This window comes from Deltaproteobacteria bacterium GWC2_55_46 (assembly GCA_001595385.3).
GTDB lineage: Bacteria > Desulfobacterota > GWC2-55-46 > GWC2-55-46 > GWC2-55-46 > UBA5799.
Window position 1 is genome coordinate 334850 of the sequence record LVEI03000001.1, and the last position, 13526, is coordinate 348375.

Sequence of the window (13526 nt, forward strand, 5' to 3'; positions counted from 1 at the left end):
TCTTTTGCGGCTTGCGGCGGTTCTTTTACGGCCTCTGGCCTGTGGCGGGCCTTTGGCCTGTCTTCGTCTTCGTTCGAGCATAGCGAGTTTTCCATGGACCTGTCAGTCCAGTTTCCAGCTTTCGATATCAGCGTCAAACCCATCGCCACCGCGACTGCCGTCTGCGCCGTAAGTGACGATGTCATAGTCGCCGCTCTGCCCCGGAGACGCGTAGACATAGGGGTTGCCCCATGGGTCTGCCGGTATCTTCCTCTTTTCAAGATAGCCGCCTTCACGCCAGTTGGCTGGTATCTTCCCGGTCTCCGGCTTGGTTGTAAGGGCCTCAAGGCCCTGGTCGGTCGAAGGGTACGAGCCGTTGTCCAGCTTGTAGAGCTTCAACGCTGTCTCAAGGTTCATTATCTGAACACGGGCCTCCGTCACCTTGGCCTCGTCTGTCCTGCCGACTATCCGCGGCGCTATTATGGCAGCGAGGATGCCGAGGATGACGATAACGACCATCAGTTCGATAAGTGTAAAACCTCTGTTACCCTTAGTCATCTGGATATTTTATATCAAAAACCGCCTGATAACAACAGTTTAGAGACATGAGACGACCAGGAGGTCTTGAATAAGGCCCCATTTCCATCTAATGTTCAATAGATTGTGAGATTTAAAAAGCCGAATTATCTGTACGGGTTGGAAGGATTCTCTAAGGCCGGGACTTAAGGCGCTGGAAGGCTCAGGAGGCCTGCGCCTCTTTAACAGCCGACAGGAAGAAGATATAGCTTTCGAGCCTTTTTCGGGACTCCTCGCTTAATGAGGCAAAGGCGACGCCAAGTACTATCCTGCCTTCGTCTTTTACGATATTCTTCATGGCCCCGGAGAGCACAAGCTTATCCGAGGCGCCGGGAAGCTCCACCTTGATGGATGCCTCTCTGCCCAGCTCAATGGCATTGTAAATGGCATCTCTATTGGCGCAACCGGTTGTCTTTATCGAGCACCTGCAGCCTTCAGAACTTATGTCTATCAGGATAGCCTCAGCCTCACAGCCTTCCAAAGAGGCGGTGGCAGGCAGTATGCACTCATACCTCTGGCAGTGCCTTACCTTGAACTCCTCCAGGGCGTACGGATAGGCGATGACGAGGAGCCTCTCAGGCGAGGCCAGCAGGCCCATGACCCTCGATTTGAAGCCGAAGACAGTGCCTTTATAAAGGTAGCGGACCACGACATTCAGGTCCCTCAGCTGGTCGGTGCGCAAAACCGTGTCATGGAAGCTCAACATGATGTACTGGCCTTGCCTCATGCCGATAAAGTCGCACCTGGCCCTGATAGAATAATCCTCTATCTCGACGACGATCTCAGTGCCTTGCGTTATCGGCAGCTGAAGCTTCTGTTGTACGCTCTCTGGCATATCTTCAGTTTTCTCCGGGATTTGGTCTTATAACATGTACCAGCCGCAAATTCAAGCGTACATAAAGATGCGCGTATTTTTAATTCTTTTTATATACGATTTGCCAAAATCCATTCCTTCATGCCCTTTACTCCCCCGCCTCGAAAGCGTCCTGTATATGCTCTATTTGAGCCCTGCCATCCTTCATCTCAATGCAAACTACGTCGAAACGGATGTCAGGGTCCGTATGCCCGAGTCCTTCAAGATAAAAAGAGGAAGTTATCGTCATCTTCCTCTGCTTTCTCCCGTCAACGCTCGCGCCCGGCGGGCCGAACCTGTCCGAGCCCCTGGTCTTGACCTCTACAAAGACGATCGTCTTTCCGTCACGCGCGATTATGTCTATCTCGCCGTACCTGCACCTGAAGTTCCGCTCGAGTATCCTGTAGCCATGCCTCTCAAGGAACCCTGCGGCCTCGTCCTCCCCGGCCTTCCCTACAGCTATTCTGTTCACCTCTCCTCCGGCCCTGCGGAGATCCCTTTTATGACCCCTCTGAACGTCCTTCTGTGAATGGGCGTGGGGCCGTGGATGTCTATCGCCTCAAGGTGTTCCCTTGTCGGATAACCCTTGTTCGATATGAAGTTGTATTGGGGGTAGCGCCTGTGATAGGACTCCATTATCGCATCCCTCGCCGTCTTGGCGACGATGGAAGCCGCGGCGATGCTGACGCTCAACGAGTCCCCTGAGATAATAGGCCTCTGGCTGATGCCGGTGTTGATGGGCATGTTCCCGTCAACGAGTATCTTATCAGGCTTGATGGAGAGCTTGCCTACGGCCAGCTCCATGGCCTTGAGCGAGGCTTTGAGGATGTTTATGCGGTCTATCTCGGCTGGCCAGACTATGCCGACGCCGACGGAAGAAGCTTCCTTGAATATGTCGAAGAGGCGAGCGGCCCTTGCCCTGCCTGAAAGAGCCTTGGAGTCTTTTATCCCCAGGTCGAGCGGCGGCGGGAAAGGGAAGATGACGGCGGCTGCGACTACAGGGCCGGCCAGAGGCCCCCTGCCAGCCTCGTCAACACCGGCGACAAATCTGTACCCTGCTGAGTTGGCCTCTTTTTCGTGGATGTCCATAGGGGGTCCGGCAATAAAAAAGCCCGGCCTTTTGGGCCGGGCTTTCCGTTGCAACCGTTATCTCCTGGTCTTGATCCTTGCGGCCTTGCCCTTGAGGTCGCGGAGGTAGTAAAGCTTGGCCCTCCTGACGATACCCTTGGTAAGCACCTTTACAGACTCAAGCGCCGGGGAATTGACCGGGAATATCCTTTCTACGCCAACGCCGTATGATATCTTGCGGAGCGTGAAAGTCGCCCTTACGCCGCCGCCGCGCTTTTTTATCACGACGCCCTCGAAGGGCTGGACCCTTGCCTTGTCGCCTTCCTTGATCTTGACCCTCACAAGAAGGGTATCACCAGGGTTAAACGCCGGAATGTCGGTCCTGATAAAATCCTTCTCGATATCCTGAATGACTCCCATGTTATCCTCCGTGAATGTTCTAACCTTTTTCAAAATTTTAAGCACTAATTGTGCCTAAAAGACAAACAAATTGCAATAAAAAAATGAGCTTTTTTATTATTCCCTTTTGCCGTCCCGGAGCCCATCAAGGAACTTTCTATCTTCGTCGGCAAGAGACGCTCCCTCAAGGAGGTCCGGCCTCCTTCTGAAGGTCCTCCTCAGGGCCTCCTGCCTCCTCCACCTCTCTATTTCAGCGTGGTTGCCTGAAAGGAGCACGTCCGGGACCCTCATGCCTCTGAAATCTTCGGGCCTTGTATACTGCGGGAACTCAAGGAGCCCGGAGCTAAAGGAGTCGCCTTCGGCTGACTCAGGCTCGCCGAGGACGCCGGGGATGAGCCTCCCCACGGCGTCTATCATCACAAGCGCCGGTATCTCGCCGCCAGAAAGTACATAATCGCCGATGGATATCTCGTAATCGGCGTACTCTCTTATGCGCTCGTCATAGCCTTCATACCTTCCGCAGACCATGATGAGCCGCTTGTGTATTGTAAGCTCGCTTGCCAATCCTTGCGTAAAGCGCTCGCCCTGCGGGGTGGTAAGGACTACCTTTGCCGGCCCACTGGCCTTGAGCGCCTCTATCGCCTTCACCACAGGTTCCACCTTCATGACCATCCCGTGGCCTCCGCCATAGGGAGAGTCGTCGGTAGTCCTGTGCCTGTCGATGGTATGGTCCCTTAGGTTGTGGGGGACTACTTCTATGAGCCCCCTTGACAGCGCCCTTCCGATAACTCCGTGGCGGCAAGGGGATGAGAAGAACTCGGGGAAAAGGGTCAGTATCTCAAAGACCATCTTGGGGCATCTTTCTACTTTACTTATGGAAGCAGCCCCTCGATAAGGCGTATCGTTATCTTCCTCGTCCCGGTATCGACGCTCACTATGACGCTCTCTATCGCCGGGATAAGGACATCGCCGCAAGGGCCGGTCGTCTCAAGGACGTCGTTACCGCCGGTCGAGATGACGTTGGTGACCCGGCCTATGTACCTCGACTCGTCGGTATAGACTTCCATGCCGATGAGGTCGAAATAATAGTACTCGTCCTCAGCGGTCTCAGGCAGTTCGGACTTTTTAACCGATATCTCGAGGCCTACGAGCGCCTCTGCCGCGCTACGGTCATGGCACCCCTCCAGCTCGATGATCCAGCCGCCCTTGTGCTTGCGCGCCCGTACTACACGCCTGGCCTCGTGCCTGCCCTTGCCGGCGAGGATGACGGTATCCCAATGGATGTCGTCGAGTACGCCGTAGGCAACGGCCTTTACCTCGCCCTTAAGCCCGTGTACCCCGGTTATCTTCGCGATCAGGACGAGTTCGACGTCTTTATTCAACTATCTCCAGAACAGAGCGTTTCCTGAGCTTTGTCGATGACGCGGTGAGTATGACCCTTATGGCCCGCGCGGTCCTGCCCTGCTTCCCTATTATTTTGCCAAGGTCCTCCTTGGCAACTGACAGCTCTATTACGGAAGTCCTCTCGCCTACTACCTCTATTACCCTTACGTCCTCCGGATGATCGACAAGAGCCTTTGCGATGTACTCGATTAGGTCCTTCATGCGATGCCTCCGAGAAGTTCTGGTATAGGTACCGGCTTCTCCCCCTATTCAGCTGTCCGCCCTGTTTCCGTTCCGTTTCAGGCCGCTTTAGAGACCTTCTTAAGGAGCTGTTTAACGGTATCCGTCGGGACTGCGCCCTTGCCGAGCCAGAACGTCACCCTGTCGCCCTTGACGTTTACCTGGGCAGGCTCGGTCATGGGGTCGTAGGTCCCGATGACCTCGAGGAAACTACCGTCCCTTGGGGCCTCTGAGTCCGCTACAACGATACGGTAAAAAGGCTTTTTCTTTGCGCCGTGCCTGGTCAACCTGATCTTTACTGCCATTCTGCTGTACTCCTCCGTCTTTTTGTTTGTAGATCACATCATCTTCTGAAAAAGGCCCTTGAGCCCTCTTGGCCCAGCCTTCTTGAACTTCTTCATCATCTTGCGCATCCCGGCGTATTGATTGACGAGCTTGTTGACGTCCTGGACCTTGGTGCCGCTCCCCTTTGATATCCTCTGCCGCCTGCTGGCGTTAAGGACCGAGGGGTTGCGCCTCTCTTCCCTGGTCATCGAGTTTATTATGGCCTCGATGCGCGCTATCTCCTTCTCGTCAATACTGATGTCCTTGGACTTCTTAAGGGCATCAAAGCCCGGGACCATTGAAAGGATAGAATCGAGAGAGCCCAGTTTCTTTATCTGCTGGAGCTGGTCCTTGAAATCCTCCAGCGTGAAATCGTCCTTTTTGAGCTTTTGCTGAAGCTCTTTGGCCTGCTTCTCGTCAAAGGCGCTCTGGGCCTTCTCGATAAGGGTAAGCACGTCGCCCATGTCGAGTATCCTGCCCGCAAGCCTCGACGGGTGGAATACCTCGATGGCGTCGACCTTCTCGCCGGTGCCGATGAACTTTATGGGGCGGCCGGTCGTGACCCTCATTGAAAGGGCCGCGCCTCCCCTGGCGTCTCCGTCGAACTTTGTGAGCACGACCCCTGTTATGCCAATAGCGTCGTTAAAGCCCTTCGCCGTATTGACCGCGTCCTGGCCGGTCATCGAGTCGGCCACAAAGAGGACCTCGCTCGGGGAGAGTATCCCACTGAGTGTTTTAAGCTCGGCCATCAGCGCGTCGTCTATATGGAGCCTTCCGGCGGTATCGACGAGGAGGATGTCGTACCCCTTGAGCCCGGCGATCCTGAAGGCCTCCGCGCATATATCAGCGGGGGACTTGTAGTTCTCGCTGTCAAAGCAGTCGACCTTGATCTCGCTTGCGAGCTTCTTTAATTGCAAGACCGCGGCAAGCCTGAAAAGGTCGGCAGGGACTATATACGGGTTCCTGCCTTTTTGCTTAAGATGCAGCGCGAGCTTTGCCGTAGTGGTCGTCTTGCCTGAGCCCTGGAGACCTACCATCATGATGACGGCCGGCTTTCCCTTAAGCTCAAGGGCCGAGTCCTCGCCGCCGAGAAGGGCTGTGAGCTCGTCATGGACTATCTTTGTGAACTGCTGGCCCGGGGAGAGGCTTTCAAGGACCTCCCTGCCCATCGCCTTTTCCTTCACGGACGCGACAAAGTCCTTAACGACCGTGAAATTCACGTCTGCCTCGAGGAGGGCGAGCCTGACCTCCTTGAGTATCTCCTGGACGTTGGCCTCGGTCAGGGTGCCCTTCCCCCTGACGTCCCGAAGTATCTTCCTGAATTTATCTGAAAGTGACTCAAACATCGCTTTTTCCCATAAAAACGAGAACACGGCGGCTCTGGGGCCGCCCTGTTACAAGTATACCTTAAATATTATAATCCGCTTCACCTGATATTGACAGCGGATAAATGGCTTTTGGCTGACGTAAATTCTACAAATATATAGGATTTCGAGCCTGCATGTCAACACATCTTTTAGGGTTTTAAAGGCTTTTGGTCGATGGCGGCGGGCTGGAAGCGCGTCTTTCGATCGACCGGGCCATAAAACCGCGGTTGACGGCCTGAGATGTTTTTGTTACCCTGATCTGATGACAACTTCGGAACTTCTCATACTCCTTGCGCTCCTGACCATTGCCGCCATGCTCCTTAACCTCCCTTTCGGATATCTGAGGGTAAAGACAAGGAAGTTCTCGGTACAGTGGTTCCTGTATATCCACCTCCCCATCCCATTCATCTTCGTCATGCGCACGATGGCGGGCCTGGGCTACCAGTATCTCCCGCTTATGGTCGCCGGGGCGGTGGCAGGGCAATTCATCGGCGGCAGGCTCAACAGAAAGGCCTCCTGAGATGTCTCAGCGTCCAAGGCGGCCCCGCCGGACAGGGTCGGACGCGACTATCAGCTCGGTCCTTGACGCAACACTCGGGCACCTCAACCTCGGGGCGAGGCTAAGAGAGTTCAGGCTTAAGAAACTCTGGCCCGATTGCGTTGGCGAGGCCATAGCCAAAAGGGCCTGCCCTGAAAGGCTGATGGGAACGGTCCTTTTCTGCTCCGTTGAAAGCTCTCCATGGATGACGGAGCTAAACTACCAGAAGACCATCATCATCGGACGGCTGAACGAGACATTGGGCCCTGGGGCTATTACAGAGATAGTCTTCCGGGCCGGTCAGGTCAAAGGGCGTAAGGCCCGGAAACCGGAGGTCCCGACAAGGCCGCTTACCCCGGAAGAAGAATCTTTCATAGAAAAGACCACCGGTAGCATAAGGGACACGAGGCTTAAAAACCTCATAGAACGCGTGATGAGGATGTGTAAGTCGTAGCTTACGGATATTCGACCGTAAGCCCTCCATCCCTTCCGGCTTCTATAAGAAATAAACCCTCTTTGCTTCCAACCGGCAAAAACCTTAACCGGTTCGCCCTGAGCCCCGCCTTGCCGAGCCCTTCGAGCATCTCGGCGAGCCTCGCCTTGGGGTAGACGTAGAAGACACGTCCATGACCACCCATGAAATAGGCTGATATATCTATCAGGTCGGCGATACCGCCGGATAGCTCCGTCCTTGCAGCAGCCTTCTCCTTATTTGGGCTTATCCTCCCCACGCCTGCCCTAAAGTAGGGAGGATTGCTTACTACCACGCTGAAAGAGCCTTCCGGGTAGAGCTTTTTAAGCTCCCTGTAGTCGCTCTGTACTATCTCCACCCTGCCTTCCAAACCGTTAGCCTGGATGTTCTTCTCCGCTACAGCGGCAGCGCAAGGGTCTATCTCTACGCCGACGATCTTTCTTACCTTTGACTTCCAGGCAAGGATAAGCGGGATGGCCCCGGTGCCGGAGCCTATGTCGATGGCTGAATCTTCTTCTGAAAGTGACGGCAGGACGAACTCTGCGAGGGCTACGGTATCGCTTGTGAGCCTGTGGCCCGCCTTCCTCTGTACGAAGAAGTACGGGCCGAGGCTTTCGAGCGTTTCATCTTCCGCGACCCGGGGGCCCGTCAATGGCAACAACAGGTCTTGAGAGCCTTTATGCCGTGGAAGTTTATCGTAAGGCCGGAAAGGAGCTTGGGATAGAAGTAGGTCGACTTCTGCGGCATTACGAAGCCGGCGAGAGCCACCGCCTTCACCTGCTCTATCTTCGTGGAATTAAGGAGGAAGACGAGCTGGTTGTTGTCGTTTGAGCAGGCGGCTATGGCCTCGTCAAAGCTCTTTACGTAAATAAGGTTCTCCTGCTTCTCCTGCGCCTCCTGGGTCATGCCCAGTATCCTGGCGAAGACAAGGGAGTGGAGCACTGTAACGTCCAGGCTCTTGAATACATCGGGGATGGAGCCCCCGAAGACCTTGTCCATATCGTGAGACTTGATGGAAAGAAGGTAATATTTGTCCCGCGCCCTGATGTGCAGGCCGAGGGCGACATCCTTCGCTCCAGAGGCCTCAAGCTCTTTGAGGAACTGCTCCCTGACCTTCGGCTCATCGGTTGATTTATAAGGGAACTCGCTGATGTCGAAGTGCTCGGCGCATTTGGCGACAAACCCATCGGCGTCAAAGCCCTTGAGGCTGTGGACGACCCTGTGGGTCGGCCATATCGTCATCCCCTCGTCGTCCATGTTGGAGAAGTACATCATCACGTAATTAAAGGGCTCGCTGCCGGTGTAGTCAGGCTTCTTCTCCCTCTGCATGTTCCTGTAATTGAGGGCCGTCTCATACCTGTGATGGCCGTCCGCTATGAAAAGGGCCTTGTCGTCCATCGACGCGGCGACGGCAGAGAGGACCTTGGGGTCATCCACCCTCCAGACCTTGTTCACTATGCCGTCGTCGTCCAAAACGTCTATATCGGGCTCTCTGCCGGCGATCGCGGCGTCAAGGGCTTTGTTCACCGTAAGGGCCGGGTCTGAATAGAGTGAGAAGATGGAGCTGAAGTTGGCGTCGCAGGCCTGCATGAGCTTGAGCCTGTCGGCCTTTGGCCCTGAAAGGGTCCTCTCGTGCGGGTGTATGCCCTTGCCGAAGTCCTGCAGCTTTGAAAGGGCTATAAAACCCTTCCTCGTCTGCGTGCTTCCGTCCTTCTCAGTGTATGCCTGGTAGTAGTAATAGATAGCCGGCCGCTCGTCCTGCGCGAGCACCCCTTCGCCAAGCCACTTCTGGAAGTCGGTCGCGGCGCGCGAGTACCTGTCGTTCCCGTCCCTGTCCTCCGGGGCGGTCTTGCCGAGTATCAGCCTTATTATGTTGTTCGGGTGGCGCTCGTAGAGAGCGTCCTGCTTTTTCGGAGGTATTACGTCATAGGGCGGCGCCATGACCCTGGTAAGGTCTCCGACCTTGGCCGGATCGTAAAGCACACCCCTGAAAGGTATTATTTCAGCCATCTCATGCTCCCGAAGTTAGTATATAGACGCGGTTTTTTGAATTATAAACAATACTATCCCGGACATTATTTTGTCAATGGAAAAAGGTTTGGTCTCCTACCCTATCTCCGCCAGCTCAAGCCTCTCCTGCCACCTGGCCTTGAGCACTCGCTTGATGACCTCGCCTTCAGGGCCTGTAAGGCCGGGGTTTCCCTTAAGATAGCCGATAGCCTCTTCCCTCGCCTTCTTAAGGAGGCTTAAATCAGACAGAGCCCCTTCTGTCCGGAAATCCGGCAGTCCCGCCTGCCGTGTCCCGATGAAGTCCCCTGCCCCCCGTATCTTCAAGTCCTCTTCGGCTATCCTGAAGCCGTCGTTGGTCTCCTCCATGACCTTGAGCCTCTTGTAAGTGTCCTCAGAGTTCGTCCACCCGGCTACAAGCATGCATACAGAGCTGTTAGTGCCTCTGCCCACCCTGCCGCGGAGCTGGTGAAGCTGGGCGAGGCCGAAACGTTCAGCGTGCTCTATCAGCATCACGGTGGCGTTGGGCACGTCAACCCCGACCTCTATGACGGTTGTTGATACGAGTATGTTCAGGCGGTTTTCCTTGAAATCCCGCATGACCGCTTCCTTCTCGCCTGACTTCATCCGCCCGTGCAGGAGCCCCACCCTCCATTCCCTGAAAATATCGCGCTGCAGGTGCTCCTTCATGCTGGTAGCGTCCCTGAGGCTCAGCTCCTTCGATTCTTCAACGAGCGGATAGACGATATATGCCTGGCTTCCGCCTTCAAGCTCTCTTCTTATCGTCTCATAGGCAAACGGCCTCTGATTCTCTCTCAAGACCTTTGTCTGGACCGGCTTTCTCCCGGGTGGCAGTTCGTCGATTATTGATACGTCAAGGTCGCCGAATACAGTCATCGAAAGCGTCCTCGGTATGGGTGTCGCGGTCATAATGAGGATATCCGGGGATATGCCCTGCTCCGAGCGGAAGCCCTTTCTCTTGAGCTCTCCCCTCTGTACGACGCCGAACCTGTGCTGTTCGTCTATTATGGCCAGCCCCAGTTTCTTGAACTCAACATCCTTCTGTATGAGCGCGTGGGTGCCGATGACAAACTGAGTTTGTCCATCCCTTACCGAATCGAGCCTCTTTTTCCTTTCCGCCTTCGTGGCGTTGCCTGTAAGAAGAACGGCCTTTAAGCCCAGCGATTCGGCGTACCTGTGCGACAAAAGGTAGTGCTGTTCGGCGAGTATCTCGGTCGGGGCCATGAGGGCCGCCTGAAAGCCGGTCTCGATAGCGGTAAGAGCCGCTATGAGGCTGACTACAGTTTTACCGGAGCCCACGTCCCCCTGTATGAGCCTGTTCATCGGGTGCGGAGCGGACATGTCTTTTTTTATCTCATCGACGACCCTTGCCTGTGCCCCTGTAAGCTTGAACGGAAGGAGGTTTTTAAGCCCGTCTTCGAGCTTTCCATCGGGCCTGAACGATATGCCGCTCTCCTTTTTTATGCTCATCCTTCTCATGGCAAGGCCTGTCTCAAGGAGGAATAGCTCGTCGAAGGCGAGGCTCTTTTTGGCGGCGATCGGGGCTTCGGGCCCTCCTTCAGGCAGGTGGGCCTCCCTCATAGCGGCGGCAAGGCCCAGGAGGCCATGCCTCTCGGATACCCCGCAGGGCACCCCGCCTACCGCCTTCCGGGCGTACTCATCGACCACGCCCCTTACAATCTTCCGTATAGTCTTCTGGTGGAAGTTCTCGACCTGCGAGTATATGGGGACGATGCCGCCAAAGTCCGCTGAAAGGCCAGGCTCCTCGTCATGAGAGAGCACCTCTATGTCCGGGTGTATCATCTCCTTTTGCGCGCCGAACGCGGAGACCTGGCCGAATATGATGAGGCGCTGGCCGTTTTTGAACCGCTTTTTTATATGCGGGCCGAAGTTGAACCACTTGACCTTGAGGATGGCGCTGCCGTCGCTTACTGCCATCTCAAGCACCCTCTTTCTACCGTACCTCGCCTCTCCGATAGCGAGCACCTCGCCTGTGGCGGCCTCGCTCATCCCCGGGATAAGCTCGCGTATCTTTTTTATCCTGCTCCGGTCCTCGTATCTTATTGGCAGGAAATAGAGCAGGTCCTCGACGGTCGAAAGGCCTTTTTTAGATAACCTCTCGGCAAGCTTTGGGCCGATGCCCTTTACATAGGTAAGCGGTGTTTTAAGGGCGGCAAGCCTCTTTTCAGCCTCTGCCGGCTGCAAGGGCAATGGGGTGGCTGGATAACTGATAGAACGTATGGCCTCGAACGCCCTTTCTATCCGCTCTTTTTTAAGTGGCGCGTCAAGGCTGTCGAAGCCTGAGAAAAGCTCTCTTAGCTTCTGTATCCCTGAACGGGCTTCTGACGGGAGTTGAAGGGAAAGGGCCTCTGCGGTAAGCGATGAGATGAGCGGCTCCACCGACTTAAGCGAGCCGAGGTGCTGAAAACCATCCTTTGAGGCGAACCTCAATGGCTTGAGAAAAGCCTCGAGGATCTCACCGAGCCTCGTACCTTTCATGGCTACATCTCTACGCGGGTTATGACGCCGTGGAGCTTGTTTGTAGGGAGCTTATAGAATATAAGGAAGGTCGGGGTAAGCTTTTTTATGACAGAAAATACCTTCCAGAAGATGTTCGAGGTGGATATCTCCTCGAGCCCGTAGAATATGGTCTTCTCGTTTATCCCTGAGGACTTTAGTATCGCCTCGACGTCTACGACCTCCATGTATCCTGAGCGTATCTCGAAGACTCTGAGCCCCGGCGCCAGCTCCTCGCCGGACCTTGAGGATATCCCATAGGGGGAGTCTTCCCTCGTTATGGAGACTATCACGTTGTCGTGATATATGATGTTGTTCTTGAACATCGTATGGACGATGTACGGGGCTATCTCGTTCGCGTCCTTGGCGAAAAACAGGGCTGTGCCGTGTATCTTGGGCAAAGCCTTGTAGATCTGGTTGTAGCCTATGAGGAAGGCGTCCCTGTTAAGCGGCTTCAACGCCCTGTATAGCCTCCTTTGGCCCCTTGTGTATATGAGTATGATTGAAAACGGCAGCAGGGCTATGATGATCGACCAGTAGCCTCCGTGGGGGATCTTGAAGATGTTCGAGAAAAAGTAGATAAAAACTATGATCGAGATAAAGACTGAGACGGCGGTCCTGAAATAATCTCCCCTCCGGAAGAATATCCAGGTCATCATGATGCCGGTGACCGCCATCGTGCCCGTTACGGCAAGCCCGTAAGCGGCGGCAAGGCGGCTGGAAGCCTGGAAGACATACATGATGAAGAGGACGGCTACGAGGAGGAACCAGTTTACGAACGGAATGTATATCTGGCTCCTCATCTCGCGGGAGGTGTAATCGACCTTGAAAAGGGGCATGATATGCGTGGTGATGCCCTGGTAGACTATCGAGAACATACCGCTTATCATAGCCTGCGAAGCTATTATCGTGGCCGAGATGCTCAAGATCAGAAAAGGCACGTACAGGAACTGCGCCTGGCTGAAGACCATCTCGAAGAGGACGTTCTTGGTCTCCGGATGGGTAAGGAGGAAGGCGCCCTGCCCCATATAGTTGATCACAAGGACGACGAAGACCATGTACCATCCCTTGACGATCGGCGCCCTTCCGAGGTGCCCCATGTCAGCGTAAAGGGCCTCTCCTCCGGTGGCGCAGAGTATCACCTCGGAGAGGATGAAGAAGCCTGCAAGGCCATGGTCGGCCATGAACTTCATCCCGTAATACGGGTTGACACCTGCCAGCACACCTGGCTCGTTCATTATGCCGGCGATGCCAGAGACGGCAAGCGACGAGAACCATATGAGCATCACTGGGCCGAAGGCCCAGGCCATCTTCTCGGTCCCTTTTCTCTGAAAGAGGAACAGCACGATCGCGATGAGGCCAGCGATCATGACGATACCGGTCTGGCTCAGGTTCTCTAAACCCGGTATGAGGGTCGAGCCCTCGACCGCGCTCAGTATGGAGATGGCCGGGGTTATGACTCCATCGCCGACCAGGAGAGAAACGCCTATAAAGGAAAGTATCGAAATAAAGGCTATCTTCCTGCCGCCCTTGAGATAAGGGAGCAGGAGTTCCCTTAAGACTATAGTGCCGCCCTCGCCCTTTTTGCCGAGGGTCGTGGCAAGCCACGCGTACTGGACGGTGACAAGGGTGATAAGGGTCCAGAAAACGAGCGAGAGCACACCCCGTACATTCTCAAAGGTGGGCTCCAGGAGAAGGAAGATGACAGTAATGGTGTATATAGGGCTTGTGCCTATATCACCGTAGACTATGCCGAGGGATTTTATTATATTTCGCATGAGG

Annotated in this window: 16 protein-coding genes; 2 read left to right on the top strand and 14 right to left on the bottom strand. The window is 54.9% G+C overall.

The window, feature by feature from the left end:
• Window positions 1–102: 102 nt before the first annotated feature.
• From A2V21_301570 to A2V21_301615, 10 genes are all read right to left on the bottom strand, one after another.
• Window positions 103–537 carry a type II secretion system protein GspG gene (locus A2V21_301570; GenBank protein ID OIJ73064.1) on the bottom strand — a complete coding sequence of 145 codons (435 nt, stop codon included), beginning with the start codon at window positions 535–537 and terminating at the stop codon, window positions 103–105.
• A 181-nt stretch (window positions 538–718) separates the two neighbouring features.
• Window positions 719–1390: a hypothetical protein gene (locus A2V21_301575; protein ID OIJ73065.1), complete on the bottom strand. Its 672-nt coding sequence runs from the start codon at window positions 1388–1390 to the stop codon at window positions 719–721.
• Window positions 1391–1517: 127 nt separating this feature from the next.
• Window positions 1518–1880 (bottom strand): YraN family protein, encoded by a 363-nt coding sequence (locus A2V21_301580; protein ID OIJ73066.1) that lies wholly within the window; start codon window positions 1878–1880, stop codon window positions 1518–1520.
• The gene (locus A2V21_301585; GenBank protein OIJ73067.1) at window positions 1877–2497 is read right to left on the bottom strand and encodes a ribonuclease HII; all 621 of its coding nucleotides are present in this window, start codon (window positions 2495–2497) and stop codon (window positions 1877–1879) included. Before A2V21_301585 ends, A2V21_301580 begins: the two co-directional genes overlap by 4 nt.
• Window positions 2498–2554: 57 nt before the next feature.
• Window positions 2555–2896, bottom strand: coding sequence for a 50S ribosomal protein L19 (locus tag A2V21_301590; protein OIJ73068.1), 342 nt, complete (start codon window positions 2894–2896; stop codon window positions 2555–2557).
• A gap of 96 nt (window positions 2897–2992) precedes the next feature.
• Window positions 2993–3724 carry a tRNA (guanosine(37)-N1)-methyltransferase TrmD gene (locus A2V21_301595; protein ID OIJ73069.1) on the bottom strand — a complete coding sequence of 244 codons (732 nt, stop codon included), beginning with the start codon at window positions 3722–3724 and terminating at the stop codon, window positions 2993–2995.
• Window positions 3725–3747: 23 nt separating this feature from the next.
• Window positions 3748–4257, bottom strand: a complete 510-nt coding sequence (locus tag A2V21_301600) for a 16S rRNA processing protein RimM (GenBank protein OIJ73070.1) — start codon at window positions 4255–4257, stop codon at window positions 3748–3750.
• Window positions 4250–4480: an RNA-binding protein gene (locus A2V21_301605; protein ID OIJ73071.1), complete on the bottom strand. Its 231-nt coding sequence runs from the start codon at window positions 4478–4480 to the stop codon at window positions 4250–4252. The genes A2V21_301600 and A2V21_301605 overlap by 8 nt, the downstream gene beginning before the upstream one ends.
• 77 nt (window positions 4481–4557) lie before the next feature.
• Window positions 4558–4803, bottom strand: a complete 246-nt coding sequence (locus A2V21_301610; GenBank protein ID OIJ73072.1) for a 30S ribosomal protein S16 — start codon at window positions 4801–4803, stop codon at window positions 4558–4560.
• A 33-nt stretch (window positions 4804–4836) separates the two neighbouring features.
• Window positions 4837–6168: a signal recognition particle protein gene (locus A2V21_301615; protein OIJ73073.1), complete on the bottom strand. Its 1332-nt coding sequence runs from the start codon at window positions 6166–6168 to the stop codon at window positions 4837–4839.
• Between the two features lie 283 nt (window positions 6169–6451).
• On the opposite strand from A2V21_301615, the gene A2V21_301620 reads away from it, so the two are divergent.
• Together A2V21_301620 and A2V21_301625 are read left to right on the top strand one after the other, a co-directional pair.
• The gene (locus A2V21_301620; protein ID OIJ73074.1) at window positions 6452–6709 is read left to right on the top strand and encodes a hypothetical protein; all 258 of its coding nucleotides are present in this window, start codon (window positions 6452–6454) and stop codon (window positions 6707–6709) included.
• 1 nt (window position 6710) lies between these two features.
• On the top strand, window positions 6711–7181 hold the full coding sequence (locus A2V21_301625; protein ID OIJ73075.1) for a hypothetical protein: 471 nt from the start codon (window positions 6711–6713) through the stop codon (window positions 7179–7181).
• Window position 7182: 1 nt separating this feature from the next.
• Here the strand turns inward: A2V21_301625 and A2V21_301630 are convergent, their stop codons facing one another.
• The 4 genes from A2V21_301630 to A2V21_301645 all read right to left on the bottom strand — a co-directional run bounded on the left by A2V21_301630 (window position 7183) and on the right by A2V21_301645 (window position 13522).
• On the bottom strand, window positions 7183–7851 hold the full coding sequence (locus A2V21_301630; GenBank protein ID OIJ73076.1) for a hypothetical protein: 669 nt from the start codon (window positions 7849–7851) through the stop codon (window positions 7183–7185).
• Window positions 7848–9209 carry a hypothetical protein gene (locus tag A2V21_301635; GenBank protein OIJ73077.1) on the bottom strand — a complete coding sequence of 454 codons (1362 nt, stop codon included), beginning with the start codon at window positions 9207–9209 and terminating at the stop codon, window positions 7848–7850. Before A2V21_301635 ends, A2V21_301630 begins: the two co-directional genes overlap by 4 nt.
• A gap of 96 nt (window positions 9210–9305) precedes the next feature.
• Window positions 9306–11615: an ATP-dependent DNA helicase RecG gene (locus A2V21_301640; protein ID OIJ75000.1), complete on the bottom strand. Its 2310-nt coding sequence runs from the start codon at window positions 11613–11615 to the stop codon at window positions 9306–9308.
• Between the two features lie 113 nt (window positions 11616–11728).
• On the bottom strand, window positions 11729–13522 hold the full coding sequence (locus A2V21_301645) for a potassium transporter Kup (GenBank protein OIJ73078.1): 1794 nt from the start codon (window positions 13520–13522) through the stop codon (window positions 11729–11731).
• Between the last annotated feature and the right edge of the window lie 4 nt (window positions 13523–13526).

Excerpts from the sequence above, each read along its gene's own strand:
- A2V21_301585 (OIJ73067.1), bottom strand. The coding sequence starts at position 2,497 with ATGGACATCCACGAAAAAGAGGCCAACTCAGCAGGGTACAGATTTGTC.
- A2V21_301590 (OIJ73068.1), bottom strand. The coding sequence starts at position 2,896 with ATGGGAGTCATTCAGGATATCGAGAAGGATTTTATCAGGACCGACATT.
- A2V21_301635 (OIJ73077.1), bottom strand. The coding sequence starts at position 9,209 with ATGGCTGAAATAATACCTTTCAGGGGTGTGCTTTACGATCCGGCCAAG.
- A2V21_301595 (OIJ73069.1), bottom strand. The coding sequence starts at position 3,724 with ATGGTCTTTGAGATACTGACCCTTTTCCCCGAGTTCTTCTCATCCCCT.
- A2V21_301605 (OIJ73071.1), bottom strand. The coding sequence starts at position 4,480 with ATGAAGGACCTAATCGAGTACATCGCAAAGGCTCTTGTCGATCATCCG.
- A2V21_301645 (OIJ73078.1), bottom strand. The coding sequence starts at position 13,522 with ATGCGAAATATAATAAAATCCCTCGGCATAGTCTACGGTGATATAGGC.
- A2V21_301615 (OIJ73073.1), bottom strand. The coding sequence starts at position 6,168 with ATGTTTGAGTCACTTTCAGATAAATTCAGGAAGATACTTCGGGACGTC.
- A2V21_301570 (OIJ73064.1), bottom strand. The coding sequence starts at position 537 with ATGACTAAGGGTAACAGAGGTTTTACACTTATCGAACTGATGGTCGTT.
- A2V21_301610 (OIJ73072.1), bottom strand. The coding sequence starts at position 4,803 with ATGGCAGTAAAGATCAGGTTGACCAGGCACGGCGCAAAGAAAAAGCCT.
- A2V21_301575 (OIJ73065.1), bottom strand. The coding sequence starts at position 1,390 with ATGCCAGAGAGCGTACAACAGAAGCTTCAGCTGCCGATAACGCAAGGC.
- A2V21_301625 (OIJ73075.1), top strand. The coding sequence starts at position 6,711 with ATGTCTCAGCGTCCAAGGCGGCCCCGCCGGACAGGGTCGGACGCGACT.
- A2V21_301620 (OIJ73074.1), top strand. The coding sequence starts at position 6,452 with ATGACAACTTCGGAACTTCTCATACTCCTTGCGCTCCTGACCATTGCC.